Raw genomic sequence first — 26,453 nt, forward strand, 5'->3', positions numbered from 1 at the left:
CTTTGTCACAGTTTTTGTGACAAAGTTTTTTTTCCTTAAAATTTATGATAAAATAAAAGGAGTTTAAAAAGGAGGGGAAGATGGACGAATCAAAAAAACTGAATGCAGTCATTGATGTCATTATGTTAGCAGGAACAATTCTGCTTCGAAATGGATCTGAAATCTATCGTGTCGAAGACACCATGATTCGAATTGCTCATTCACAAGGCATCATGGATTGTAATGTTTTGGCCATGCCTGCAGCTATTTTTTTCTCCATTGAAAATACAAATATCTCTCGAATGAAACGAGTAACCTCCTCTGCTTATAATATTGAGAAGGTGTGTGATGTCAACCAGATTTCACGGCAGCTTGTATCAGGGCAGCTTGATTTGGAGACAGCCTTTATTCAACTTAAGCAATTAAATGCTAAGCCCTCACCATATACCAATGTTCAGCTAACTGCTGCAGCGACCCTTAGTGCTCCCTTCTTCTCTATCATGTTCGGGGGGAATGTCTACGATGCCATTGGTGCAGGAGTGGCAACCATATTTGCTTTCACCTGTTCTCTTTACGTAGAAAAATTTATCCGTATTCCCTTTATGACAGCTTTTGCAGGTGCTCTTGTTTTTGGTTTGATTGCACAATTTTGGGCGCGCTATTCTGGCTTTCCTTCTACAGCTGATTTGGTCATTGCAGGTGCGGTCATGCCTTTTGTACCGGGAATTGCCCTGACCAATGCTGTTCGAGATATTATGACCAATCACATTAACTCTGGTATGAGCAAGATGTTTGAATCCTTGCTGGTTACCCTTGCCTTAGGGGCAGGCACCTCTGTCGCCCTCTTACTCATGAACTAATATGACTCTAACAACATTTTTATTGCAGGCTTTAGCTAGTCTGCTAGCTATTATCACTTTTTTAATCGTTTTAAACGTCCAACGTTCTATGCTCATTCCTGGTGGAGTTTTGGGAATGTCAATCTGGCTGCTCTATCTAATACTCAAGGAGCCAACTAATGTTATTTTGGCGACCTTTATTGCCGCTGTAATTGGTTCTTGTATCAGCCAGATTATGAGTATTCTCTACAAAACACCAGCCGTTGTGTTTGCTTTGGCCATCTTGGCTCCGCTGGTACCAGGTTATCTCTCTTATCGAACGACTTCATTTTTTGTGACAGGCGACTATAGAAACGCCATTGCCAGTGCAATGTTGGTGATGATGTTGGCCCTTGTTATCTCTATAGGAATGGCAAGTGGGACAGTTGTACTGAAGTTGTATCACTATCTCAAAAAGAATCGAGCTAGCTAAGTCTCGATTTTTTCGTGGGTAGAGTGGCTGAAAGAACATGAGAACGACGATAGAAATGAACTTGATTTGGGGAATCAAGTCTTTTTTCGCTCATTTGACCTCAATTATGATAAAATAGAGGTGAACGAATTTTTACAATGAATGATAAAAATAGAGGTAAATATGACAATCGGTATTGATAAGATTGGTTTTGCGACCAGTCAATACGTTTTGAAATTACAAGATTTAGCAGAAGCTCGAGGGACTGATCCTGAAAAATTGAGTAAAGGACTCCTTTTAAAAGAATTGAGTATTGCTCCTTTAACGGAGGATATTGTTACCTTGGCTGCCAGTGCAGGAAATTCTATCCTGACTGAAGAAGAGAAGCAAGAGATTGATATGGTTATCGTAGCGACAGAATCTGGAGTCGATCAAAGTAAGGCGGCTGCGGTTTTTGTACACGGTCTACTTGGAATTCAACCTTTTGCTCGTAGTTTTGAAATCAAAGAAGCTTGCTATGGTGCAACTGCGGCCCTTCACTATGCTAAGTTACACGTAGAAAATTCTCCTAAATCAAAAGTTTTGGTACTAGCTAGTGATATTGCAAAATATGGTGTCGAAACTCCTGGGGAACCAACTCAAGGAGCAGGTTGTGTTGCCATGTTGATTAGTCAAAATCCACGTGTTATGGTCTTCAACAACGATAACGTTGCGCAGACTCGTGATATCATGGACTTTTGGCGTCCAAATTATTCAACGACCCCATTTGTAAATGGAGTCTACTCAACACAGCAGTATTTGGATAGCTTAAAAACGACTTGGGAAGAGTACCAAAAGCGTTATGATTGCGACTTGAATGATTTTGAAGCTATTTGTTTCCATTTGCCATATCCAAAGCTAGCTCTCAAGGGATTGAAAAAAATTCTTGATAAATCTCTACTTCAAGAGAAAAAGGATTTACTTCAAAAACACTTTGATGAGTCCATTATTTACAGCCAAAAGGTTGGGAATATCTATACAGGTTCACTCTTTTTAGGACTCTTGTCTCTTCTTGAAAATTCTGATAGTCTCAAAGCAGGGGACAAGCTAGCTCTCTATAGCTACGGAAGTGGTGCTGTATCTGAGTTCTTCAGTGTGGAATTGGTTGAAGGCTATGAACAGCAATTGCAGAAAAATCGCTTAGAATTGCTAGACCAGCGTCAAGCATTGAGCGTAGCTGATTATGAACGAATCTTCTTTGAGGAAGCAAACTTGGATGAGTCAGGTTCTGCAACCATGTCAGGCTATGAAGGACAGGACTATGCTCTGGTTGAGATTGTAGAACACCAACGTCGCTACAGCAAGGTTGAAAAATAATGAAAAAAAATTGGAATGGATTTGCTAAAAAATCAATTCAAGAGCGCCTTGAGTTCGTTAAGTCTCAGGCGCTTACTTCTATGGAAGCCCAAGAAAGTCTTGAGCAAAATGAAAATCTTAGTATAGCAGTTGCGGACCAACTGAGTGAAAATGTAGTGGGGACCTTCTCACTTCCATACTCAGTAGTTCCAGAAGTGTTGGTAAATGGTCAAGAGTACACAGTTCCTTATGTAACAGAAGAACCATCCGTCGTTGCTGCGGCTAGTTTTGCTAGTAAGATTATCAAACGTGCGGGTGGTTTTACTGCTCAGGTTCATCAACGCCAAATGATTGGTCAGGTAGCTCTTTATCAGGTTCCAGATAGGGATAAAGCATGTCAGGCTATTTTGAGTCAGAAGGCAGAGCTACTCGAACAAGCAAACCAAGCCTATCCATCTATTGTCAAACGTGGTGGTGGAGCCAGAGAGCTAACAGTTGAGAAAATTTCTGGTGAGGCTGACTTTTTAGTGGTTTATCTCCATGTCGATACTCAGGAAGCCATGGGAGCTAATATGCTCAATACCATGCTTGAAGCTTTAAAACCAAGTCTAGAGGCTCTAAGTCAAGGGCAAAGTTTAATGGGAATTCTATCCAACTACGCAACAGATTCTCTAGTAACTGCAACTTGTCGGATTGCCTTTCGTTATTTGAGTCGCCAGAAGGATGAAGCGCGTGAACTAGCAGAAAAAATGGTTTTAGCCAGCCACTTTGCTCAAGCAGATCCTTATCGAGCAGCTACTCACAATAAGGGAATCTTTAATGGAATCGATGCTCTCTTGATTGCTACTGGAAATGATTGGCGGGCCATTGAAGCGGGAGCACATGCCTATGCCAGTCATGATGGTTCCTATCGAGGCCTTAGTAGTTGGACTATGGATTTGGAAACCGAAGAGCTAATAGGAGAGCTGACTATGCCGATGCCAGTTGCTACCAAAGGTGGATCAATTGGTCTTAATCCTCGTGTAGTTCTCAGTCATGAGCTGCTAGGTTATCCATCAGCTAAGGAATTGGCTCAAATTATCGTGTCAATTGGTCTTGCACAAAATTTTGCAGCTCTTAAAGCTCTTGTCAGCACAGGAATTCAGCATGGACACATGAAACTTCAAGCGAAGTCACTAGCCCTCCTTGCAGGAGCCACAGAGGCTGAAGTGCCTAAGTTGGTAGAAAGCTTGATTGCTGAAAAAACCTTTAATTTAGAAAAAGCCCAAACACTCTTGAAAAAATTTAGATCATAAGAAAAAAACTCAGACTGATTCAGTCCGAGTTTTTTGTTTAAATACTTTTACCTGGCAAGAGACTAACCGGCAAGAAATAACCAGTAGTAGCAACCTCTTTGCCTTCAATTTTTTGTAAGAGCAAATCAACTGTTAGGCGAGCAATTTCTTCCAAGGGTTGTTTAATGGTAGTAAGGTGAGGATAGAAATTTTCAATGAAATAAGTTCCGTCATAGCCGATCACTTTGAGTTTATCAGGTACAGAGATTCCAAGCTCCTGGGCAATCTTAATAACCAAAATAGCAGTCAAATCATCAGAGGCGAAAATCGCATCTGGTTTTTGTTTGGTCAGGATATTTTTAATTTCCATTTCCTTACGAAGGGGTGAAAAGTCACTGGAAACATTGATAATAGGAGCCTTTGGCAAGATTGAAGCAAAACCAGCATGACGAAGTCCAGTTGGGGAATTGGAGTTGTCATTACCTGTAATCATGATAATAGATTTGGCTCCAGTTTTAGCCAGAGTCTGAGCGGCTAGGACTCCGCCAGCATAGTTATCAGAAGAAACGACAGGTATGTCTGGTGATAGGTTACGGTCAAATGAAATGATTGGAGCCGTTACGCGATTGTAATCCTCAATCCCAAGGTTGTGACTTCCCGAAATGATGCCATCCACCTGGTTGGCTTCTAACATTTCGATGTATTCGCGTTCTTTTTCCGAATCGTGCTCGCTATTACAAATAATAGTCTTGTAGCCTTTTTTGAAGAGTTCGTGTTCCAATTTATCAATTAACTCCGCGTAGAAAACATGGCTGATTTTAGGGAAAATTAGCCCAATTAATTTGGCAGACTTTCCTTGAAGACTGCGAGCTAGGTTGTTGGGTTTATAACCCAGTTCACGCATAGCATCATTGACTTTTTGAATGGTTTTTTCTGACAGATAACCCTTTTTGTTGATGACACGTGAAACGGTAGTAGGGCTGACACCAGCTAATTTTGCGACATCAGTTAGTTTTGCGACCATATTCTAATTCGTAGTATGTTCCAGTTGGGTTTCCAGATTTGATAAGGATCCCATTTTGGTCCGCATGCGGGAAGACACGACCAGAAAATACTTTTTCTCCTTTATTGATGAAAATTTCAAAGACTGAGTTGTCGATGAAGATATTGACAGTAGTTGCTTGATTAGTAATTGAGCAAGAGCGAGTAGTTCCAAATTCTTGAGCATATTGCTCACCTGCTTGACTACGATCAACGGTTACTTGGCCATTGACAAAGTCAAAATTGATAGATAGCCCCTTGCCGTCTTTATCAGCAAAAAGGACAATTTCGCTTTGGCTATTGGCTTCTAAGTTAAGCTCAAGTTCGTAGGTGTTTTTGGTTTCAGAACGATTTGAAAATTCCTCTTTTGAAGCTCGGAGGTCCTGGATAGCTGCTACAGGGTACTGATAGAGTTTGCCATCTTTAATGGTAAGTTCTTTGACTAATGAAAAAGTTCCTTGGTGGTCAAAACGGTCAGATGGGTAAGAAACGTCTGGTAGACCAAGCCAGCTAACTGCCAGGGCGCGACCATCAGGAGCGTTAAAGGCTTGAGTGGCATAGGCTTCAAATCCATAATCAAGATTGTGAAGTTCAGACACATCTACCATACGAGCATTTTCTGGGTCAAAGGAAGCGCCAATTTTATACATATTTGGATAGATATTGTCATAGTCAAGAACCCTTTTATCCAAACCTTGTGGGCAGTAAAGAAGGACAGGCTGTTCCCCAACAAAGACAAGATTTGGGCACTCCATCATATAGGCAGTACGGTCGTTAGCAAAGTCAAGGTCGCCAACTACTTGCCAGTTCGTGTAGTCGTTGTCTACAGCCTTATAGAGACGGATGAATCCTTTTTTCTCCAAGTCCTGTCCACCAACGATAGCGTAGTATTGTCCTTTAAAGTTAAAAATTTGTGGATCGCGGAAGTGGTCAGTAGCATCAGCAGGCTGATCAATCAAGATCTTATCAATTTTGTTAATATTTCCATCCTTATCCATCAAGGCACCGATCTGATAAGGGTGACGGATCCAGTTTTCATCACGGACATTTCCTGTATAAAATAGGAACAAGTTATCGCCAAACTGCATAGCAGATCCAGAGTAAGCACCGTGGCTATCCAGAGGAGTATCAGGTAATATTTTTACACCTGTTTCAGTAAAGTGAACCAAGTCGTCGCTTTCAAGCTGAACCCAAGATTTCAAACCGTGAGCTGCACCAAAGGGGAAATTTTGGTAAAAAACAACCCATTTGCCATCAAAATAAGAAAAGCCATTTGGATCATTAAGGAGTCCTTCTTTTGGCTCAATGTGATAGCTGACGTGCCATGGGGATTGTGCCATCTTTTCTTGGATTTCTTTTCTTTCTTCTTGTGTCCAATCTTCATAGCGTCTATAACGACGCTCGGTAGTCCATTCCATTTATATTCCCTCCATAAATTCTACTATCTTTATAGTAAACGTTTCCTTATAAAAAAGCAAGTCTTTTATATCGAATTTAAGAAAAAAATGTCAAACGATTGACAGATAATTAGAAGCCTATTTTTATGAAAATTAATGAAAATATGAAAGTTTTTGAAAATATTCACATAAAATCACGTAGAAACAGGCGTTTTTGAGACGAATTTATCAAGAAAGAAGCAAAAACTATCAAAAATTTTAACAATCAAAAAACTTTTTCTGCAAAACGCTTGACATATTTTTGAAAGATGATAAAATAATACTCGTAGGGTGAGTAAAATCGCTTTCAAACAAGAACAAATTTTTTTATAAGGAGATTTTTGCAAATGACCAATACAGAAATTGCAAAAAAAGTCATCGAAGCCTTGGGTGGACGTGAGAACGTCAACAGTGTAGCTCACTGTGCGACTCGCCTCCGTGTGATGGTGAAAGATGAAGCGAAAATCAATAAGGATGCTATCGAGAACTTGGAAAAAGTTCAAGGTGCTTTCTTTAACTCAGGTCAATACCAAATCATCTTTGGTACTGGTACAGTAAACAAGATGTACGATGAAGTCGTAGCTCTTGGTTTGCCAACTTCATCTAAAGATGAGATGAAAGAAGAAGCAGGCAAACAAGGAAATTGGTTCCAACGTGCCATCCGTACTTTCGGTGACGTCTTTGTACCTCTTTTGCCAGCAATCGTTGCTACTGGTTTGTTTATGGGAATTCGTGGGGCTATTGTTCAAGATCAAGTTTTGGCTTTGTTTGGAACAACTGCAGAAGCTTTTAAAGCAACAAACTTCTATACCTATTCAGTTGTTTTGACAGATACAGCTTTTGCCTTCTTCCCAGCCTTAATCTGTTGGTCAGCCTTTCGAGTCTTCGGTGGAAATCCATTGCTTGGTTTGGTTCTAGGATTGATGATGGTAAACTCATCCTTACCAAATGCCTGGGCTGTGGCCTCTGGTGACGCTCAACCAATCCTCTTCTTTGGTTTTATCAAAGTTGTCGGCTATCAAAACTCAGTTTTACCAGCCTTCTTCGTTGGTTTGACTGGTGCTAAACTAGAAAAGTGGCTCCGTAAGCGTATTCCAGATGTATTAGATTTACTCCTTGTACCATTCTTGACTTTCTTAGTAATGTCTATTTTGGCCTTGTTTGTCATTGGACCTGTATTCCACGAAGTTGAAAGCTATGTCAAAGTCGCTACTGTTTGGTTGCTCAGTCTTCCAATGGGTCTAGGTGGATTAATCCTTGGTGGTGTTCATCAGGTCATCGTTGTTACAGGTGTTCACCATATCTTCAATCTCTTGGAGGCTAACCTTGTTACTTCTACAGGTTCAGATCCTCTTAATGCTATTATTACAGCAGCTATGACTGCTCAACTTGGAGCAACGCTTGCTGTTGGTGTAAAAACAAAGAATCCCAAAATTAAAGCTCTTGCCTTCCCAGCTGCACTTTCTGCTGGACTTGGTATCACTGAACCAGCTATTTTTGGTATCAATCTTCGCTATGGTAAACCGTTTATCATGGGGCTTATCGCCGGTGCTGCTGGTGGTTGGTTAGCAAACATTCTAGGTTTGGCAGGTACTAGCTTTGGTATTACGATCATTCCTGGAACACTTCTCTATATCAACGGTCAACTCCTTAAGTATGTCTTTATGGTCTTAGTTACAACTGCCCTTGGTTTCGGTTTGACATATGCTTTTGGTTACAAAGAAGAAACAGAAGTTGTTGAAGAAACAGTTTCTGAAGAAACTACAGTGGTAAATGAAGAAGTACCAGCAACTCTTCAAGACGAAACAATCCAAACACCAATCGTTGGTGATGTTGTTGCTCTTTCAAATGTGAATGACCCAGTATTCTCAAGTGGAGCTATGGGACAAGGTATCGCCGTGAAACCTAGCCAAGATGTTGTTTATGCACCAGCTGATGCTGAAGTAACAATCGTCTTCCCAACTGGCCATGCTTATGGATTGAGAACAGCTAACGGTGCTGAAATCTTAATTCACGTTGGTATCGATACTGTTTCAATGAACGGTGAAGGATTCAATCATAAAGTTGCCCAAGGTGACAAGGTTAAAGCTGGAGAAGTTCTTGGAACGTTTGACTCAGCTAAGATTGCTGCTGCAGGACTTGATAACACAACAATGGTTATCGTAACAAACACTGCAGACTTTGCTTCAGTAAATCCAGTTGCTTCTGGATCAGTTGCTAAGGGTGACGCAATCATCGAAGTTAAAGCTTAATAAATCAAAAAAACGAACAAATGTCATGTTTGTTCGTTTTTGCTTGAATGATTAAATTTACAGAGAAAAAACTAAAATATAGAGTAATTTTCCTTATGGGAATATGCTATAATAGAGAAAATAAATACAAGAGGTTTATCATGACAAAACTATACGGAAGTTTGGAAGCAGGCGGTACAAAATTTGTCTGTGCTGTCGGAGATGAAAACTATAATGTTGTAGAAAAGGTACAATTTCCTACAACAACACCTATTGAAACAATCGATAAAACCATCGAGTTCTTCTCAAAATTCGACAATCTTGCAGGACTTGCCATTGGTTCATTTGGTCCAATCGATATCGATAAAAACTCAAAAACTTACGGATTTATCACAACAACTCCAAAACCTAACTGGGCAAATGTAGACTTGCTTGGTGCTCTTCGTCGCGCTCTAAACGTGCCAATGTACTTCACAACAGACGTAAACAGTTCTGCCTACGGTGAAGTGGTTGCTCGTAATAATGCCGGCGGTCGTATCGAAAACTTAGTTTATTACACTATCGGTACAGGTATCGGTGCAGGTGTTATCCAACGTGGCGAGTTTATTGGCGGTGTTGGTCACCCTGAGATGGGTCATTATTATGTAGCTAGACACCCAATGGATATTGAAAAAGAATTTAAAGGTGTTTGTCCTTTCCATAATGGATGTTTGGAAGGTTATGCAGCTGGTCCAAGTTTGGAAGCTCGTACAGGTGTTCGTGGGGAAAACATTGAACTCAACAACTCTGTCTGGGATGTTCAAGCCTACTACATTGCTCAAGCTGCAGTGAATGCGACTGTAACTTTCCGTCCAGATGTCATCGTCTTTGGTGGTGGGGTTATGGCTCAACAACATATGCTTGACCGTGTACGTGAGAAATTCACAGCCCTACTCAATGGCTACCTACCAGTTCCAGATGTACGTGACTATATCGTGACTCCAGCTGTTGCTGGCAATGGTTCAGCTACACTAGGAAACTTCGTTCTTGCTAAGAGCGTTGCAAAATAAGAATATAAAAAAACTCCCAACTTTCTCAGTTGGGAGTTTTGCTTTAGTCTTTTTCTATTTTTGTTTCCTGATGGAAAATATTTTGCCAAGTTTCGTGGCGACGCCAGATACTGGTATGAATGGTATCACCGACTTGGTAGCGGATGAGCTTTGTTTTCTGGCTGATAGAGGTTAAATGAAGCTCTTTAATGGCAGAGGTTAATTCTTTTTCAGCCTTATAGGCATCCTTGTCCAGTTCTTGTCCGTCCTGGCGGATATAAATGAAATCTTCTGCAAGTAACTCTTCCAGTTGATTTCCTTGGTCGATTAGTTGCTCTCTCATGAGCAATTTTTTATAGACATTATCCAGGATTTCATCCTCAGGGATTGGTGCTGGTTCAATATGAATGTCTGTATCAAAGACACCAAATCGTTCTGATAGCATGGATTCGACCTGGTCCGCAATTTCGTGACTTTCAAAAACAGAGAGGTCTGGGTTCATCTCAAGTGTGATATCCAGATAAATATTGCTTCCGTAGGTACGACCGCGTTGTGATTTGACCTTGCTAATCTTAGGAATTTCCATGATAGCCTTTTGGTAATCTTCTAGCAAGTGTTCATCAAAACCATCAGAAAGGCTGAAGGATGACTCGATAAAGATATCATAAGCAGTTTTAAGAATAAAGAAGGTAATGATAATAGCGACCAACTTATCCACGATTGGATAGTTGAAGCTACTAGCCAGGATAGCAATTGAAGTTCCAAGAGATGTCACGGCATCTGACAGATTGTCCTTGGCTGCTGTCTTGAGAGCTTTGGACTTAGCTTGCTTGCTCAGATGGGTATTGTAGAGATAAACGGCAAACATGATGATAGCAGAGATGACTCCCAGAGTCGCCCCAAGTGGGTCAATGACCGTTTGTTCTCGGCTGAGTATCTTTTGAATGGTGTCACGTAGAACATCAAAGCCAACGTAAAACATGATGATGGAAGTGATGAGACTTGCCAAATCCTCTATTTTCCAGTGGCCGAAGCGATGATCTCTATCTGCCGGTTGGCGAGCCAAACGAATCCCGATGAGAAGGGCCACGTTTCCAACAATATCTGAAACGTTGTTAAAACCATCTGCTACCAAACTGGATGAATGGAGCAAGTGTCCGGTTGCTAGCTTAGCTGCAGACAAGAATAGATAGGTCAAGATGCTGATAATGGCACCACGCTCAGCCAATTTTAAGTTTGAAACCGATTGATTCATCTAACTCCCCTTCTAGCATTTTAGTATTCTTTCATTATACTGGTTTTCCAAGGAAAATTCAAATGTGGGAAGTAAGTTAAATACACCTCAAAACTTGAAAACTTTTGAAATTCTGATATAATAGAACTACTCAAGGGAGTAGCTGGCGGTTAACCGCGATAGTGTCGTCATTACGAATTATTTCCGGCACTATATTAAACAGCGAGACTTGTTTTTTTAAAAAACAGGTCTCTTTTTTTGTAAAAAGAGGCCAAAAAGGAGGAGACTGTTTTGTCAAAAGAACAAAATAAAGACTTGTTTTACACACAGACCTCAGAAGAAGTCCTAAAGAACTTGGACTCATCGATTGAAGGTTTGTCAACTGCTCAAGCTCAAGAACGACTAGCGACTTATGGTCGTAATGAGTTGGAAGAGGGAGAGAAACGTAGCCTGCTAGCTAAATTCCTTGATCAATTTAAGGATTTGATGATTATCATCTTGCTTGCGGCAGCGGCACTTTCTGTGATTACAGAAGGAATGGACGGTCTAACGGATGCCATTATCATCTTGGCCGTTGTTGTCTTGAATGCTGCCTTTGGGGTTTACCAAGAAGGGCAAGCAGAAGCAGCCATTGAAGCTCTGAAAAATATGTCTAGCCCGATGGCTCGTGTTCGTCGTGATGGTCATGTTATTGAGATTGACTCAAAAGAATTGGTGCCTGGGGACATCGTCTTGCTAGAAGCTGGAGATGTGGTGCCTGCCGATATGCGTTTGCTTGAAGCGGCGTCTCTTAAAATCGAAGAAGCTGCTCTTACTGGTGAGTCTGTACCGGTTGAAAAGGATATTACTCAAATGGTAGAAGCAGATGCTGGTATTGGGGACCGAGTTAATATGGGTTACCAAAACTCAAACGTAACTTACGGTCGTGGTATTGGTGTCGTGACTAACACTGGTATGTATACTGAAGTTGGTAAGATTGCGGACATGTTGGCCAATGCTGATGAGACAGAAACACCATTGAAGCAAAGCTTGGAACAATTATCTAAGGCCTTGACTTACTTAATCATTGTGATTGCAGTTATTACCTTCTTGGTTGGTGTCTTTGTTCGTGGTGAACATCCATTAGAAGGCTTGATGGTGGCGGTTGCCCTTGCGGTTGCGGCGATTCCAGAAGGTCTCCCTGCCATTGTAACCATCGTTCTATCATTGGGGACTACAACCCTTGCAAAACGTAATTCGATTGTCCGTAAATTGCCAGCGGTTGAAACGCTTGGTTCAACAGAAATCATTGCATCTGATAAAACAGGTACTTTGACCATGAACCAAATGACGGTTGAAAAAGTTTATACCAACGGTCAATTGCAAAGCTCGGCATCTGAAATTGCTGCTAACAACAATACGCTACGTATCATGAACTTTGCCAATGACACCAAGGTGGACCCATCTGGCAAGCTGATCGGGGATCCAACGGAGACAGCTCTTGTACAGTTTGGTTTGGACCACAACTTTGATGTTCGTGAAGTCTTGAAGGATGAGCCACGTGTAGCTGAATTGCCATTTGACTCAGACCGTAAACTCATGTCTACCATTCATAAGGAAGCAGACGGTTCTTACTTTATCGCTGTCAAGGGTGCGCCTGACCAACTGCTCAAGCGCGTGACTCGTATTGAAGTCAATGGGGAAGTTCGCCCAATCACAGAAGAAGATAAACAAGCTATCCTTGCTACCAACAAAGACTTGGCTAAACAAGCCCTTCGTGTCTTGATGATGGCTTATAAGACAAGCAACGAAATCCCAACCTTGGAATCTGAAATTGTTGAGTCTGACCTCATCTTCTCTGGTTTGATCGGAATGATTGACCCTGAGCGCCCAGAAGCTGCAGAAGCTGTACGTGTCGCTAAAGAAGCAGGTATCCGTCCAATCATGATCACAGGTGACCACCAAGATACGGCTGAAGCTATTGCTAAACGTCTCGGTATCATCGATCCAAATGATACAGAAGACCATGTCTTCACTGGTGCTGAGTTGAATGAACTCACGGATGAAGAATTCCAAAAAGTCTTCAAGCAATACTCTGTATACGCACGTGTATCACCTGAGCACAAGGTTCGTATCGTGAAAGCATGGCAAAATGAAGGTAAAGTTGTTGCCATGACAGGTGACGGGGTCAACGATGCACCATCACTTAAGACAGCTGACATCGGTATCGGTATGGGGATTACAGGTACAGAGGTTTCTAAGGGAGCTTCTGATATGGTCCTCGCCGATGATAACTTTGCAACCATTATCGTAGCGGTAGAAGAAGGACGTAAAGTCTTCTCCAATATCCAAAAATCAATCCAATACCTCTTGTCTGCTAATATGGCTGAAGTCTTCACCATCTTCTTTGCTACCTTGTTAGGTTGGGATGTGCTTCAACCAGTGCATTTGCTATGGATTAACTTGGTAACAGATACGCTACCAGCCATCGCCCTTGGTGTGGAACCAGCTGAGCCAGGCGTTATGACTCACAAACCGCGTGGCCGTAAGTCTAACTTCTTTGATGGTGGTGTCTTCGGAGCAATCATTTATCAAGGGATCTTCCAAACGATGCTAGTTTTAGGTGTTTATGGTTGGGCTCTTCTCTTCCCAGAGCACCAAAGTCATACTGAAATCCATGCGGATGCCCTTACCATGGCTTTTGCAACTCTCGGTTTGATCCAATTGCTCCATGCCTTTAACGTTAAGTCGGTTTACCAATCAATCTTTAAAGTGGGACTCTTTACCAACAAGACCTTTAACTGGTCTATCCCAGTTGCCTTTGTACTCTTTGTGGTGACAATTTTGGTTCCTGGATTTAATAATCTCTTCCACGTTTCAAACTTGAGCTTGACTCAATGGATGGTTGTTGCCGTAGGAGCACTTATGATCGTGGTCCTTGTTGAGATTGTTAAAGCAGTCCAACGAGCGCTTGGAAAAGATAAAAACGCTATTTAAACAATCATGAAAAGTCATCTTCGGATGGCTTTTTGTTTATATATAAAGATAAACTGCCAAAGATTTTGTGCTATAATCAAGTAGACTGATATCGTATGGAGGAAAGAGTCTTGGAAAAGAAAATTGTAAAAGATATCTTGTTTTTGTCGCAGGTATCCCAGCCTGCAAGTCAGGAAGATCTACCCCTAGCAAAGGATTTGCAGGATACCCTATTGGCTAACCGAGAAAGCTGTGTTGGACTAGCGGCCAATATGATTGGGGTACAAAAACGCGTCATTATTTTTAATATCGGAATGATTCCCATGGTTATGTTTAATCCAGTTCTCCAATCTTTTGAAGGAGCATACGAGACAGAGGAAGGTTGTTTGTCTTTGACAGGTGTAAGACCGACAACTAGGTATGAGAAGATTACAGTAAGCTACAGAGATATCCATTGGCAAGAGCAAACCGTTACCCTGACAGGATTTCCTGCTCAGATTTGTCAGCATGAATTGGATCATTTAGAAGGTCGTATTATTTAGGTGCAAATCCTTGGTAGTCCTAAAAAAATATGCTACACTAACACTATGAAAATTCTAATCCCAACCGCAAAAGAAATGAATACCGAAATCCCTAGTTTAGAGGCTAAACCATTGCCTCCTGAAAGTCAGGCAGTGCTGGATGAATTGGCCAGATATTCTGCCCAAGAGCTGGAGAGTTTTTACAAAATATCTGCCGAAAAAGCGCAAGAGGAGTATGACCATATCCAGGCCTTGAAAAATGAAACTGCGACAAACTATCCAGCCTTGCACCTCTTTGATGGACTCATGTATCGCAACATCAAACGGGACGATCTCACCAAGGAGGAGCAAACATATCTCGAGAAACACCTCATGATAACGTCAGCTTTCTATGGTGTGATTCCAGCCTTTGAACCGATTGCGCCTCACAGACTGGACTTTTTGATGAAACTAAAAGTCGCTGGAAAAAGCTTGAAAAGTCATTGGCAGTCAGCCTATGAGGAGTCAATGAAAGACCAGGAGTTAATCTTTTCTCTCTTGTCATCAGAATTTGAGAATGTTTTTCCTAAAGAAATCCGTGAAAAAATGGTGACCTTTAAGTTTATGGAAGATAGAGATGGGAAACTAAAAATCCATTCAACCATTTCGAAAAAAGCTAGAGGCGCCTTCTTAACATCTTTGACGGAAAATCAGGTAACCTCAGTTGAAGAGATTAAAAAGCTCAGCTTTGCGGGTTTCAATTATCGAGAAGACTTGTCTAGTGACAAGGAATTGGCTTTTGTGAAATAGATAGGAAATAGAGAGAGTGGGACAGAAATCGGTAATTCGTTAGAATTCGATTTCGTCGTCCAACCTCCGCACAGTTGAGTAGGGCTGTAAAAGCTGATGAAATCAGCGTAGTGGAGCCCACTCAACCACTGCGTCTTGCTCGACAATCCATAGACAAATGAGAGGCTAGGACTTTTGTCCCAGCCCTTTTTTGTGATTTGATGATCCTATTTTTAGTTTAGAATGGTAGGAATTTTCACACAATTTTGGTATAATAGGACTATTAGAAAATTTCGAGGAGACAAACATGTCAGTTAAGATTGCTTTACTTGGATTTGGTACAGTTGCCAGTGGCGTACCATTCTTGCTAAAGGAAAATAAAGAAAAAATTGTTCAAGCGGCTCAGTCAGAAATTGAAGTAGCTAAAGTTTTGGTCAAAGACGATCAAGAGAAAACCCGCTTGCTTGAAGCAGGAAATGATTTTAATTTTGTAACAAATATCGATGAAATCTTGTCAGACAAAGACATCACGATCGTTGTTGAGTTGATGGGGCGTATCGAACCTGCTAAAACATTTATCACTCGTGCCTTAGAAGCAGGGAAACACGTCGTGACAGCTAACAAGGACCTTTTGGCAGTCCATGGTGCAGAATTGCTTGAGGTAGCCAAAGCTCACAATGTTGCCCTCTACTACGAAGCAGCTGTTGCAGGAGGAATCCCAATCCTTCGTACCTTGGTCAACTCACTAGCATCAGACAAAATCACACGTGTTCTTGGTGTTGTCAACGGAACATCTAACTTTATGATGACCAAAATGGTAACAGAAGGCTGGTCTTATGAAGATGCTTTGGCAGAAGCTCAACGACTTGGCTTTGCTGAGAGCGACCCTACCAATGACGTTGATGGGATTGATGCGGCTTACAAGATGGTCATCCTCAGTCAGTTCGCCTTTGGAATGAATGTTAAATTTGAAGATGTTGCCCACCAAGGAATTCGCAACATCACTCCAGAAGATGTAGCAGTAGCCCAAGAACTTGGTTATGTAGTCAAGCTGGTTGGTTCTATCGAAGAAACAGCTTCAGGAATCGCTGCTGAGGTTACGCCAACCTTCCTTCCTAAAGTACATCCACTTGCAAGTGTTAATGGTGTTATGAATGCAGTCTTTGTAGAGTCTATCGGTATCGGCGAGTCTATGTACTATGGACCAGGTGCTGGTCAAAAACCAACTGCAACAAGTGTTGTGGCTGATATTGCCCGCATCGTTCGTCGTTTGAATGATGGAACAATTGGAAAAGCCTTTAATGAATACAGCCGTCCAGTAGTCTTGGCTAAGCCAGAAGATGTCAAAGCTAACTATTATTTCTCAATCTTGGCTCCAGACTCAAAAGGTCAAGTTTTGAAATTGGCTGAGCTCTTTAATGCGGAAGATATTTCCTTCAAGCAAATCCTTCAAGATGGTAAGCAAGAAGGCAAGGCTCGTGTTGTCATCATCAGCCATAAGATCAACAAGGCGCAGCTTGAAAATATTACAGACGCTTTGAAGGCGGTAGCCGAGTTTGAACTTCTCAACACCTTCAAGGTTTTAGGAGACTAAGATGAAGATTATTGTACCTGCTACAAGTGCCAATGTGGGTCCTGGTTTTGACTCGGTTGGTGTAGCTGTAACCAAGTATCTAGAAATTCAGGTTTGTGAAGAACGCGAAGAATGGATGATTGAGCACCAATTAGGCAAATGGATTCCACGTGATGAACGTAATCTTTTGCTGAAGATTGCTCTACAAATTGTTCCAGACCTCCAACCTAGACGTCTGAAGATGATCAGTGATATTCCACTTGCGCGTGGGCTAGGTTCATCGAGCTCGGTCATCGTTGCTGGGATTGAACTGGCAAATCAACTCGGAAACTTGAAGCTAAGCAAACATGAAAAATTACAATTGGCGACTAAGATTGAAGGGCATCCTGATAATGTTGCACCTGCTATCTATGGTAATCTGGTCATTGCAAGCTCAGTCGAAGGTCAGGTTTCAGCTGTTGTGGCGCCTTTCCCAGAGTGTGCTTTCCTAGCTTATATTCCAAACTATGAATTGCGTACTCGCGATAGTCGTGGTGTCTTGCCAAAGAAACTCTCTTACAAGGAAGCCGTTGCTGCAAGTTCTATCGCCAATGTGGCTATTGCAGCCCTACTGACTGGAGATATGGTCAAAGCAGGCCAGGCGATTGAGAGTGATCTTTTCCATGAGCGTTACCGTCAAGAACTGGTGAGAGAATTTGCGACCATCAAGAAAGTTGCCAAGAGAAATGGTGCTTATGCGACCTACTTGTCTGGTGCTGGGCCTACTGTCATGGTTCTAGCTGAGCCTGATAAGATGCCTAAAATTAAGGCAGAGCTTGAAAAACAACCTTTCAAAGGCAAGCTTCATGATTTGCAAGTTGATACACAAGGCGTTCGCGTCGAAGAAAAGTAAACAGAACAATGGGATGGGGAAACTCTCTATTAGAGGCTTCCTGTCCTTTTTTTGAAAATGAAATACGGGATATAAATTGTTTCCCGTGTTTAGCGACCGACAGACGGTCAAGGAGGATTTGAAATGGCAGAAATATATTTAGCAGGCGGTTGTTTTTGGGGCTTGGAAGAATACTTTTCACGTATTTCTGGAGTGCTGCAAACCAGTGTTGGTTATGCCAATGGTCAAGTTGAAACTACCAATTATCAATTAATCAAAGAAACAGATCACGCAGAGACAGTGCAAGTCATCTACGATGAAAAGGTGGTATCGCTTCGTGAGATTTTACTCTATTATTTCCGAGTTATTGATCCTTTATCTGTCAACCAACAAGGCAATGACCGTGGTCGTCAATACCGAACAGGGATTTATTACCTAGAAGAAGTTGATCTACCAACGATCAATACAGTAGTTCGCGAACAAGAACTACTCATCGGTCGTAAAATTGCAGTGGAAGTGGAGAAGCTTCGCCACTATATCTTGGCTGAAGACTATCACCAAGACTACCTCAAGAAAAATCCTGGTGGCTATTGCCACATTGATGTGAGGGATGCTGAGAAACCACTGATAGATGCCGCTAACTACGAAAAGCCTAGTCAGGCAGATTTAAGAGAAAATTTGTCGGAAGAGTCTTATAGAGTTACCCAAGAGGCTGCGACGGAAGCTCCCTTTAGCAATGCCTACGACCAAACTTTTGAGGAAGGAATTTATGTCGATATCACGACTGGTGAGCCCCTCTTCTTTGCCAAGGATAAGTTTGCCTCAGGCTGTGGTTGGCCAAGTTTTAGCCGTCCTATTTCCAAGGAACTCATTCATTACTACCAGGATTTGAGTCACGGTATGGAGCGTATCGAAGTTCGGTCACGTTCAGGAAATGCTCACTTGGGACATGTCTTTACAGACGGACCTCAGGAACTAGGTGGTTTACGCTATTGTATCAATTCTGCATCCTTACGATTCATTGCTAAGGATGAAATGGAAGAGGCAGGTTATGGCTACCTACTTCCATATTTGAACAAATAAAAAAAGATGGTGGTTTTTCCACCTTCTTCATTTTGGAAATAGAAGGGACACATGAAACAATTACTTTCTTACATTAAACCCTACCTCAAGGAGTCATTTCTAGCGCCCTTGTTTAAGCTACTAGAAGCCGTTTTTGAACTCTTGGTACCCATGGTAATAGCTGGAATTGTCGACCAATCTATCCCCCAAAAAGATCAGGGGCACCTCTGGATGCAAATGGGTTTCCTCTTTGTTTTTGCAGTTATTGGCGTTTTGGTAGCCTTAGTTGCTCAATTTTACTCAGCTAAGGCAGCAGTAGGATTTTCCAAGGAGTTGACCAATGACCTCTATCGTCATATTCTTTCCTTGCCCAAGGATAGTAGAGACCGTTTAACGACCTCGAGTTTGGTGACGCGTTTGACTTCAGATACCTATCAGATTCAGACAGGAATCAATCAATTTTTACGCCTATTTTTAAGGGCTCCTATTATTGTTTTTGGTGCCATTTTTATGGCTTATCGTCTCTCGCCTGAATTGACCTTCTGGTTTTTGGTCATGGTTGCCATTTTGTCCTTTGTCATTGTCGTGTTATCACGCTTGGTCAATCCTCTCTATAGTATTTTGAGAAAGAAAACAGACCAGCTGGTTCAGAAAACACGCCAACAGATACAAGGTATGCGTGTCATTCGTGCTTTTGGTCAAGAAAAACGAGAAATCGAGAACTTCCAAGTACTCAATCAAGTCTATACAGCTATCCAAATGAAAACAGGACACTGGTCCAGTCTCTTGCCCCCCTTGACCTATTTGATCGTCAATGGGACTTTGCTGGTGATTATCTGGAATGGTTATATTTCTATCCAGGGAGGCTGGCTCAGTCAAGGTGCCTTGATTGCCCTGATTAACTATCTCCTGCAAATCTTGGTAGAGTTGATAAAACTAGCCATGCTCATCAATTCACTCAACCAGTCTTATATATCTGCCAAGCGGATTGAGGAAGTCTTCGCTGAACAACCTGAGGATATACTGGCAGAAATTGCCCCAAAAGAAACCTCCTCGAACCAGTCCTTACGAGTTGAACACTTGAGCTTTACCTACCCAGATGCTGCTCAACCATCCTTGCGAAATCTTTCTTTTGCTATGCAACAAGGACAAATTCTTGGAATCATCGGGGGGACTGGTTCTGGTAAGTCAACCTTGGTCCAGGTTCTACTTGGCCTTTATACGGCAGATAAGGGAAGCATTTCCCTTTATCGAGATGGACGTAGTCCTCGCAATCTTTCTGAATGGCGGTCCTGGATGGCCTATGTCCCTCAAAAGGTTGAACTCTTTAAGGGAACCATCCGTTCTAACTTGACTCTAGGTATGGAAGAAACAGTCTCTGACCAAGAACTCTGGCAGGCTTTAGAAATTGCCCAGGCCAAGGACTTTGTCAGTGATAAGGAAGGTCAGCTGGACGCAGAGGTTCAAGCAGGTGGTCGTAATTTTTCAGGTGGGCAAAAACAACGTTTATCGATTGCCCGAGCAGTCTTACACAAAGCACCATTCCTCATCTTGGATGATGCGACTTCAGCCCTTGATACCATCACCGAGTCCAATCTTCTAAAGGCCATTCAAGAGAACTTGCCTGACACTAGTTTGATCTTGATTTCCCAACGAACTTCAACCTTGAAGATTGCTGATCAAATTCTCCTTTTAGAGAAAGGTCAGCAATTAGCGCTTGGAAATCATGAGGAATTGATGAAGACTAGTCAAGTCTACCGTGAAATCAATGCATCCCAACATGGGAAGGAGGACTAGAATGAAAGGCAAACATGCAAGTCAAACCCTCAAACGTCTAGCAAAAGATTTAGCTGGACATCCCGTCCTTCTTTTCCTGGCTTTCTTGGGTACCATTGCTCAGGTAGCCCTATCAATCTATCTACCAATCTTGATAGGACAGGTGATTGACCAAGTTCTAGTCGATGGTTCATCCCAGCTATTTTGGCAGATTTTCCTCCAGATGATTTTGGTGGTTATTGGGAATACGCTGGTACAATGGGCCAATCCTCTCCTCTATAATCGATTGATTTTCTCCTATACCAGAGATTTGCGCGAAAAAATCATTGAAAAACTCCATCGCCTCCCGATTGCCCTGGTAGATAGACAAGGTAGTGGAGAAATGGTCAGCCGTGTAACGACAGATATTGAGCAGTTGGCAGCGGGTCTGAATATGATTTTCAACCAATTTTTCATAGGAGTTTTGATGATTTTGGTAAGCATCCTTGCCATGCTCCAAATCCATCTATTGATGACTCTCTTGGTTCTGCTCTTAACACCTCTATCTATGGTCATTTCACGCTTTATTGCCAAGAGATCCTACCATCTCTTTCAAAAGCAGACTGAGACTAGGGGGATTCAGACTCAGTTGATCGAAGAATCGCTCACCCAACAGAATATTATCCAGTCCTTCAATGCTCAGGATGAATTTGTCGAGAGACTTCATGAGGCGAATGACAACTACGCAGGTTATTCTCAGTCGGCTATCTTTTATTCTTCGACAGTCAATCCTTCGACCCGTTTTGTCAATTCCCTCATTTATGCTCTACTTGCTGGTGTTGGAGCCTTGCGCATCATGGCGGGTTCTACTTTGACGGTTGGGCGTTTGGTAACCTTTTTGAACTATGTGCAGCAGTACACCAAGCCTTTTAACGATATTTCATCAGTCTTAGCCGAGTTGCAAAGCGCCTTAGCTTGTGCAGAACGTGTTTATGCTGTTCTAAAAAGTCCAGAAGTTACAGAAACTGGTCTTAAAGAATTGAACAGCGACCAAGTCAAGGGAGCTATTTCCTTTAGACATGTTTCTTTTGGTTACAATTCTGAAAAGATCTTGATTAAGGATCTGTCTATTGATATTCCAGCCGGTAGTAAGGTTGCTATCGTTGGACCAACGGGTGCTGGAAAGTCTACCCTTATCAATCTTCTCATGCGTTTTTACCCGATTAATTCAGGAGATATTTTGCTAGACGGTCATTCTATTTACGACTATACTAGAGCATCTCTTCGACAGCAGTTTGGGATGGTGCTCCAAGAAACTTGGCTTAAGCAGGGAACCATTCATGACAATATTGCCTTTGGCAATCCTGATGCTAGTCGAGAACAGGTCATTGCAGCAGCCAAGGCAGCAAATGCGGATTTCTTTATCCAACAATTGCCACAGGGTTATGATACCAAGCTTGAAAATGCAGGGGAATCCTTGTCTGTTGGTCAAGCTCAGCTTTTGACCATCGCACGTGTCTTTCTAGCCATTCCTAAGATTCTGATATTAGACGAGGCGACTTCATCCATTGATACCCGGACAGAGGTGCTTGTTCAGGATGCTTTTGCCAAACTCATGAAAGGGCGGACAAGCTTTATCATTGCCCACCGTTTATCGACCATTCAAGATGCTGATTTGATTCTTGTCTTGGTCGATGGAGATATTGTCGAATATGGCAATCATGAGGAACTCATGACGAGAAAAGGCAAATACTATCAAATGCAGCAAGCAGCACCTTTTAGCCCAGAATAAATGGGAAAGCCATTATAATGTCAATGAACAAACAAGAAAAGTTGCCTTCGGGTGACTTTTTTGTTACAATAGCTAGAAAAATTATCCCGTATGAATACTTATATAGAAAAGGAGCCTAGGGATGAAAGTCTTTCAGCATGTAAATATCGTGACTTGTGACCAAGATTTCCACGTCTATTTAGATGGGATTTTAGCTATTAAAGAATCCCAAATCGTCTATGTCGGTCAGGAAAATCAAGAGATTCTTAAACAAGTAGATCAAATCATAGACTATCAGGGTGCCTGGATTATGCCTGGCTTGGTTAACTGCCATACTCACTCTGCCATGACAGGCTTGAGAGGCATTCGTGATGATAGCAATCTCCACGAATGGCTGGAGGACTATATCTGGCCAGCAGAAGCAGAATTCACACCAGAGATGACCACAAAGGCTGTCAAAGAGGCGCTAACAGAGATGCTCCAGTCAGGAACGACAACTTTCAATGATATGTACAATCCTAATGGAGTGGAGATAGAAAAGATTTATGAGGCAGTCAAGGCATCCAAGATGCGTTGCTATTTTTCTCCAACCCTCTTTTCTTCAGATGTGGAGACGACGGCTGAAACTATAGCCAGAACTCGATCTGTTATCGAGACAATCAAAGGCTATCAAGACCCAAATTTCAAGGTGATGGTGGCTCCTCATTCGCCCTACAGTTGTAGTCGAGATTTGCTGGAGGCAAGTCTTGAGCTAGCAAAAGAAGAAAACATTCCTCTTCATATCCATGTTGCAGAAACACAGGAAGAGTCAGGCATTATCCTGAAACGCTATGGCAAACGCCCATTAGCCTTTCTGGATGAGCTTGGCTATTTGGACCATAAAGCTGTCTTTGCCCATGGTGTGGAGTTAAATGAAGCAGAGATTGCCCGCTTGGCAGATTCGCAAGTCGCTATCGCCCACAATCCTATCAGCAACCTCAAATTAGCCTCAGGGATTGCACCAGTCGTCCAACTTCAAAAAGCAGGAGTAGCAGTTGGTATTGCGACGGACTCAGTTGCGTCTAACAATAACCTGGATATGTTTGAGGAAGGGCGGACTGCAGCACTCTTACAGAAAATGAAGAGTGGCGATGCCAGCCAATTTCCGATCGAAACCGCCCTCAAGGCCTTGACAATCGAGGGTGCTAAGGTGTTAGGAATGGCAGATGAGATTGGTAGTTTGGAAGTCGGCAAGCAAGCTGATTTCCTCGTCATCCAACCCAAAGACAAAATCCATCTTCAGCCTCAAGAAAACATGCTGTCTCACCTCGTTTATGCCGTCAAATCCAGTGATGTTAATGATGTCTATATCGCTGGTGAGCAAGTCGTGAAAGACGGTCAAGTGCTGACTGTTAACTTGTAAAAAGTAGTATAAATTTACGAAATCTCATAGGAAATTTCTTGTGAGGTTTTTAAATTTTTGCTAGAAATAAGGTCAGTAGATGTCTTGCAAAATATATTGATACTAAATTAGAAAAACACCGATTAGATAAATAAAAAAAATTATGGTATAATAAAACGATACAATTAAAGGAGTATGTATGGACATTTCAGAAATTCGTCAAAAAATTGACGCAAATCGTGAAAAATTAGCTTCTTTCAGGGGGTCTCTTTGACCTCGAAGGTTTAGAGGAAGAAATTGCCATTTTGGAAAACAAAATGACAGAACCTGATTTTTGGAACGATAATATTGCGGCCCAAAAAACGTCGCAAGAATTAAACGAACTCAAAAATACCTATAATACCTTCCACAAGATGGATGAGTTGCAGGATGAAGTTGAGATTTTACTGGACTTTTTGGCAGAGGATGAATCCGTTAAGGATGAGTTGGTTGAAAAACTCGATGAGTTAGATCAGATGATGACTAGCTACGAAATGACCCTTCTCTTGTCAGAACCCTACGATCACAACAACGCCATCCTTGAAATCCATCCAGGTTCTGGGGGAACAGAGGCTCAAGACTGGGGCGATATGCTCCTTCGTATGTATACTCGCTATGGAAATGCCAAAGGCTTCAAGGTTGAGGTCTTAGACTACCAAGCAGGTGATGAGGCAGGAATCAAGTCAGTAACCTTGTCTTTTGAAGGACCAAATGCTTATGGTCTTCTCAAGTCAGAGATGGGAGTTCACCGTTTGGTTCGTATCTCACCATTTGACTCTGCCAAACGTCGCCACACCTCATTTACTTCTGTAGAAGTTATGCCAGAGTTGGATGATACCATAGAAGTTGACATCCGTGAGGATGATATCAAGATGGATACCTTCCGTTCAGGTGGAGCAGGTGGACAAAACGTCAACAAGGTTTCAACAGGTGTCCGCTTGACTCACATTCCGACAGGGATCGTCGTAGCATCAACCGTCGACCGTACTCAGTACGGAAACCGTGACCGTGCTATGAAGATGCTTCAGGCAAAACTCTATCAGATGGAGCAGGAAAAGAAAGCTGCTGAGGTAGACTCGCTCAAGGGTGAGAAAAAGGAAATTACATGGGGAAGCCAAATCCGCTCCTATGTATTTACGCCTTATACAATGGTAAAAGACCATCGTACCAACTTTGAAGTAGCGCAAGTAGATAAGGTAATGGATGGAGACCTAGATGGTTTCATTGATGCTTATCTGAAATGGCGTATCAGTTAAAAGAAAGGAAGTCACATGTCAATCATTGAAATGAGAGATGTTGTCAAAAAATACGACAACGGGACAACAGCCCTACGTGGCATCACTGTAAATATCGATGCAGGAGAATTTGCCTACATCGTAGGACCTTCAGGTGCTGGTAAATCAACTTTTATCCGTGCCTTGTATCGTGAGGTCAAAATCGACAAAGGAAGCTTGCAAGTTGCGGGATATAACCTCGTTAAGATTAAAAAGAAAGATATTCCGTTCTTGCGTAGAAACGTTGGAGTAGTCTTTCAGGATTACAAACTTTTGCCAAAGAAAACCGTTTATGAGAACATTGCTTACGCCATGGAGGTTGTTGGTGAAAGTCGTCGCAACATCAAAAAACGTGTTATGGAAGTCTTGGACCTTGTCGGTTTGAAGCACAAGGTTCGTTCATTCCCGAATGAACTTTCAGGTGGTGAGCAACAACGTATCGCCATTGCGCGTGCTATCGTAAACAATCCTAAGGTTTTGATTGCCGACGAACCAACAGGAAACTTGGACCCAGATAACTCATGGGAAATCATGAACCTCTTGGAACGTATCAATCTTCAAGGGACAACTGTTTTGATGGCGACCCACAACAGCCAAATCGTAAATACCTTGCGCCACCGCGTTATTGCCATCGAGAATGGTCGCGTGGTACGTGATGAAGCGAAAGGAGAGTACGGATACGATGATTAGTAGATTTTTCCGCCATCTGTTCGAAGCTTTAAAAAGTTTAAAGCGTAATGGATGGATGACCATTGCTGCGGTCAGTTCAGTAATGATTACCTTGACCTTGGTTGCTATCTTTGCTTCAGTTATCTTCAATACTGCGAAATTAGCAACTGATATTGAAAACAACGTCCGCGTCATGGTTTATGTTCGTAAAGACGTTGAAGACAACAGTGAAACCATTGTAAAAGAAGGCCAAACAGTCACGAACAATGACTACCACAAGGTCTACGATGCCCTAAAAGCTTTGCCAGCTGTTAAAAATGTAACCTTCTCAAGTAAAGAAGAGCAGTACCAAAAGCTGACTGAAACTATGGGTGATGAGTGGAAGGTGTTTGAAGGAGATGCAAACCCTCTTCATGATGCCTACATTGTAGATACCAATTCACCAAGTGATGTAAAACCTGTAGCTGAAGAAGCTAAGAAGATTGAAGGTGTCTCTGAAGTTCAAGATGGTGGTGCCAATACCGAACGTCTCTTCAAGTTGGCTTCCTTCATCCGTGTATGGGGATTGGTCATCGCAGGACTCTTGATTTTCATCGCAGTCTTCTTGATTTCAAATACCATCCGTATTACTATCATTTCACGTAGTCGTGAAATCCAAATCATGCGTTTGGTTGGTGCTAAGAATAGCTACATCCGTGGCCCATTCTTGTTAGAAGGTGCCTTTATCGGATTGTTGGGAGCAGCTCTTCCATCAGCATTGGTTTACTTTATCTATAACCGAGTGTTCCAATCTGTCAACCCATCCTTGGTTGGTCAAAACCTATCTTTGATTACACCGAATACCTTTATTCCATTGATGATCGGTCTCTTGTTCCTCATCGGAATCTGTATCGGTTCACTAGGTTCAGGAATCTCAATGCGTCGATTCTTGAAAATCTAAGTCACATAACTGGATAAAACACATAA

General features: G+C 42.0%; 21 protein-coding genes. 18 read left to right on the forward strand and 3 right to left on the reverse strand.

From position 1 onward, the window contains the following. Positions 1 to 80 precede the first annotated feature (80 nt). The 4 genes from NML75_RS04785 to NML75_RS04800 all read left to right on the forward strand — a co-directional run bounded on the left by NML75_RS04785 (position 81) and on the right by NML75_RS04800 (position 3,899). On the forward strand, positions 81 to 839 hold the full coding sequence (locus tag NML75_RS04785; RefSeq protein WP_036759238.1) for a threonine/serine exporter family protein: 759 nt from the start codon (positions 81 to 83) through the stop codon (positions 837 to 839). 1 nt (position 840) lies between these two features. Beyond that, complete coding sequence (locus NML75_RS04790) at positions 841 to 1,290, forward strand: threonine/serine exporter family protein (protein ID WP_006148936.1); 450 nt, start codon at positions 841 to 843, stop codon at positions 1,288 to 1,290. Positions 1,291 to 1,452: 162 nt separating this feature from the next. Continuing rightward, entirely contained in the window at positions 1,453 to 2,625 is a 1,173-nt protein-coding gene (locus tag NML75_RS04795; RefSeq protein WP_036759237.1) for a hydroxymethylglutaryl-CoA synthase, read from the forward strand. Next, complete coding sequence (locus NML75_RS04800) at positions 2,625 to 3,899, forward strand: hydroxymethylglutaryl-CoA reductase, degradative (RefSeq protein ID WP_254804185.1); 1,275 nt, start codon at positions 2,625 to 2,627, stop codon at positions 3,897 to 3,899. The genes NML75_RS04795 and NML75_RS04800 overlap by 1 nt, the downstream gene beginning before the upstream one ends. 37 nt (positions 3,900 to 3,936) lie before the next feature. Here the strand turns inward: NML75_RS04800 and NML75_RS04805 are convergent, their stop codons facing one another. Continuing rightward, positions 3,937 to 4,902, reverse strand: coding sequence for a LacI family DNA-binding transcriptional regulator (locus NML75_RS04805; protein ID WP_254804186.1), 966 nt, complete (start codon positions 4,900 to 4,902; stop codon positions 3,937 to 3,939). Next, entirely contained in the window at positions 4,883 to 6,337 is a 1,455-nt protein-coding gene (locus NML75_RS04810; RefSeq protein WP_254804187.1) for a sucrose-6-phosphate hydrolase, read from the reverse strand. The genes NML75_RS04805 and NML75_RS04810 overlap by 20 nt, the downstream gene beginning before the upstream one ends. A gap of 365 nt (positions 6,338 to 6,702) precedes the next feature. On the opposite strand from NML75_RS04810, the gene NML75_RS04815 reads away from it, so the two are divergent. After that, positions 6,703 to 8,607, forward strand: coding sequence for a sucrose-specific PTS transporter subunit IIBC (locus NML75_RS04815; RefSeq protein WP_254804188.1), 1,905 nt, complete (start codon positions 6,703 to 6,705; stop codon positions 8,605 to 8,607). 140 nt (positions 8,608 to 8,747) lie between these two features. Beyond that, complete coding sequence (scrK, locus tag NML75_RS04820) at positions 8,748 to 9,635, forward strand: fructokinase ScrK (RefSeq protein ID WP_006148929.1); 888 nt, start codon at positions 8,748 to 8,750, stop codon at positions 9,633 to 9,635. A gap of 43 nt (positions 9,636 to 9,678) precedes the next feature. On the opposite strand, the gene NML75_RS04825 is transcribed toward scrK, so the two are convergent. Continuing rightward, positions 9,679 to 10,869: a cation diffusion facilitator family transporter gene (locus tag NML75_RS04825; protein ID WP_254804189.1), complete on the reverse strand. Its 1,191-nt coding sequence runs from the start codon at positions 10,867 to 10,869 to the stop codon at positions 9,679 to 9,681. A 270-nt stretch (positions 10,870 to 11,139) separates the two neighbouring features. On the opposite strand from NML75_RS04825, the gene NML75_RS04830 reads away from it, so the two are divergent. The 12 genes from NML75_RS04830 to ftsX all read left to right on the forward strand — a co-directional run bounded on the left by NML75_RS04830 (position 11,140) and on the right by ftsX (position 26,427). Beyond that, positions 11,140 to 13,824 (forward strand): cation-translocating P-type ATPase, encoded by a 2,685-nt coding sequence (locus tag NML75_RS04830; protein ID WP_254804190.1) that lies wholly within the window; start codon positions 11,140 to 11,142, stop codon positions 13,822 to 13,824. A gap of 110 nt (positions 13,825 to 13,934) precedes the next feature. Continuing rightward, on the forward strand, positions 13,935 to 14,345 hold the full coding sequence (locus tag NML75_RS04835) for a peptide deformylase (protein WP_004251351.1): 411 nt from the start codon (positions 13,935 to 13,937) through the stop codon (positions 14,343 to 14,345). A 45-nt stretch (positions 14,346 to 14,390) separates the two neighbouring features. Beyond that, positions 14,391 to 15,113, forward strand: coding sequence for a peroxide stress protein YaaA (gene yaaA / locus NML75_RS04840; RefSeq protein ID WP_004251349.1), 723 nt, complete (start codon positions 14,391 to 14,393; stop codon positions 15,111 to 15,113). Positions 15,114 to 15,399: 286 nt separating this feature from the next. Next, on the forward strand, positions 15,400 to 16,686 hold the full coding sequence (locus tag NML75_RS04845) for a homoserine dehydrogenase (protein WP_004251347.1): 1,287 nt from the start codon (positions 15,400 to 15,402) through the stop codon (positions 16,684 to 16,686). A 1-nt stretch (position 16,687) separates the two neighbouring features. Next, complete coding sequence (gene thrB, locus NML75_RS04850) at positions 16,688 to 17,557, forward strand: homoserine kinase (RefSeq protein WP_254804191.1); 870 nt, start codon at positions 16,688 to 16,690, stop codon at positions 17,555 to 17,557. A 123-nt stretch (positions 17,558 to 17,680) separates the two neighbouring features. Next, positions 17,681 to 18,619, forward strand: coding sequence for a peptide-methionine (R)-S-oxide reductase MsrB (gene msrB, locus NML75_RS04855; RefSeq protein ID WP_254804192.1), 939 nt, complete (start codon positions 17,681 to 17,683; stop codon positions 18,617 to 18,619). Positions 18,620 to 18,670: 51 nt separating this feature from the next. Then, positions 18,671 to 20,395, forward strand: a complete 1,725-nt coding sequence (locus NML75_RS04860; protein ID WP_254804193.1) for an ABC transporter ATP-binding protein — start codon at positions 18,671 to 18,673, stop codon at positions 20,393 to 20,395. A 1-nt stretch (position 20,396) separates the two neighbouring features. Next, a complete protein-coding gene (locus NML75_RS04865; RefSeq protein ID WP_254804194.1) occupies positions 20,397 to 22,145 on the forward strand; it encodes an ABC transporter ATP-binding protein in 1,749 nt (582 codons plus the stop codon). A gap of 121 nt (positions 22,146 to 22,266) precedes the next feature. Continuing rightward, positions 22,267 to 23,526: a TRZ/ATZ family protein gene (locus tag NML75_RS04870; protein WP_254804195.1), complete on the forward strand. Its 1,260-nt coding sequence runs from the start codon at positions 22,267 to 22,269 to the stop codon at positions 23,524 to 23,526. A gap of 178 nt (positions 23,527 to 23,704) precedes the next feature. Beyond that, a protein-coding gene (prfB, locus tag NML75_RS04875; RefSeq protein ID WP_100249482.1) for a peptide chain release factor 2 occupies positions 23,705 to 24,800 on the forward strand; the annotation gives its coding sequence in 2 pieces (ribosomal slippage) (positions 23,705 to 23,776 and positions 23,778 to 24,800; 1,095 coding nt in all). Positions 24,801 to 24,815: 15 nt separating this feature from the next. Beyond that, positions 24,816 to 25,508, forward strand: coding sequence for a cell division ATP-binding protein FtsE (gene ftsE, locus NML75_RS04880; RefSeq protein ID WP_004251332.1), 693 nt, complete (start codon positions 24,816 to 24,818; stop codon positions 25,506 to 25,508). Beyond that, a complete protein-coding gene (gene ftsX, locus NML75_RS04885; protein ID WP_254804196.1) occupies positions 25,501 to 26,427 on the forward strand; it encodes a permease-like cell division protein FtsX in 927 nt (308 codons plus the stop codon). Before ftsE ends, ftsX begins: the two co-directional genes overlap by 8 nt. Positions 26,428 to 26,453: the final 26 nt, after the last annotated feature.

The organism is Streptococcus sp. CF4-3 (assembly GCF_024295385.1).
Taxonomy (GTDB): Bacteria; Bacillota; Bacilli; order Lactobacillales; family Streptococcaceae; genus Streptococcus; species Streptococcus infantis_I.

What these genes read in the sequence shown, in the direction of transcription:
- NML75_RS04845 (WP_004251347.1), top strand. Translation starts at nt 15,400, where the DNA reads ATGTCAGTTAAGATTGCTTTACTTGGATTTGGTACAGTTGCCAGTGGC.
- scrK (WP_006148929.1), top strand. Translation starts at nt 8,748, where the DNA reads ATGACAAAACTATACGGAAGTTTGGAAGCAGGCGGTACAAAATTTGTC.
- NML75_RS04790 (WP_006148936.1), top strand. Translation starts at nt 841, where the DNA reads ATGACTCTAACAACATTTTTATTGCAGGCTTTAGCTAGTCTGCTAGCT.
- ftsX (WP_254804196.1), top strand. Translation starts at nt 25,501, where the DNA reads ATGATTAGTAGATTTTTCCGCCATCTGTTCGAAGCTTTAAAAAGTTTA.
- NML75_RS04870 (WP_254804195.1), top strand. Translation starts at nt 22,267, where the DNA reads ATGAAAGTCTTTCAGCATGTAAATATCGTGACTTGTGACCAAGATTTC.
- NML75_RS04815 (WP_254804188.1), top strand. Translation starts at nt 6,703, where the DNA reads ATGACCAATACAGAAATTGCAAAAAAAGTCATCGAAGCCTTGGGTGGA.
- msrB (WP_254804192.1), top strand. Translation starts at nt 17,681, where the DNA reads ATGGCAGAAATATATTTAGCAGGCGGTTGTTTTTGGGGCTTGGAAGAA.
- NML75_RS04860 (WP_254804193.1), top strand. Translation starts at nt 18,671, where the DNA reads ATGAAACAATTACTTTCTTACATTAAACCCTACCTCAAGGAGTCATTT.
- NML75_RS04810 (WP_254804187.1), bottom strand. Translation starts at nt 6,337, where the DNA reads ATGGAATGGACTACCGAGCGTCGTTATAGACGCTATGAAGATTGGACA.
- NML75_RS04825 (WP_254804189.1), bottom strand. Translation starts at nt 10,869, where the DNA reads ATGAATCAATCGGTTTCAAACTTAAAATTGGCTGAGCGTGGTGCCATT.
- NML75_RS04795 (WP_036759237.1), top strand. Translation starts at nt 1,453, where the DNA reads ATGACAATCGGTATTGATAAGATTGGTTTTGCGACCAGTCAATACGTT.
- ftsE (WP_004251332.1), top strand. Translation starts at nt 24,816, where the DNA reads ATGTCAATCATTGAAATGAGAGATGTTGTCAAAAAATACGACAACGGG.
- NML75_RS04785 (WP_036759238.1), top strand. Translation starts at nt 81, where the DNA reads ATGGACGAATCAAAAAAACTGAATGCAGTCATTGATGTCATTATGTTA.
- yaaA (WP_004251349.1), top strand. Translation starts at nt 14,391, where the DNA reads ATGAAAATTCTAATCCCAACCGCAAAAGAAATGAATACCGAAATCCCT.
- NML75_RS04805 (WP_254804186.1), bottom strand. Translation starts at nt 4,902, where the DNA reads ATGGTCGCAAAACTAACTGATGTCGCAAAATTAGCTGGTGTCAGCCCT.
- NML75_RS04800 (WP_254804185.1), top strand. Translation starts at nt 2,625, where the DNA reads ATGAAAAAAAATTGGAATGGATTTGCTAAAAAATCAATTCAAGAGCGC.
- NML75_RS04865 (WP_254804194.1), top strand. Translation starts at nt 20,397, where the DNA reads ATGAAAGGCAAACATGCAAGTCAAACCCTCAAACGTCTAGCAAAAGAT.
- thrB (WP_254804191.1), top strand. Translation starts at nt 16,688, where the DNA reads ATGAAGATTATTGTACCTGCTACAAGTGCCAATGTGGGTCCTGGTTTT.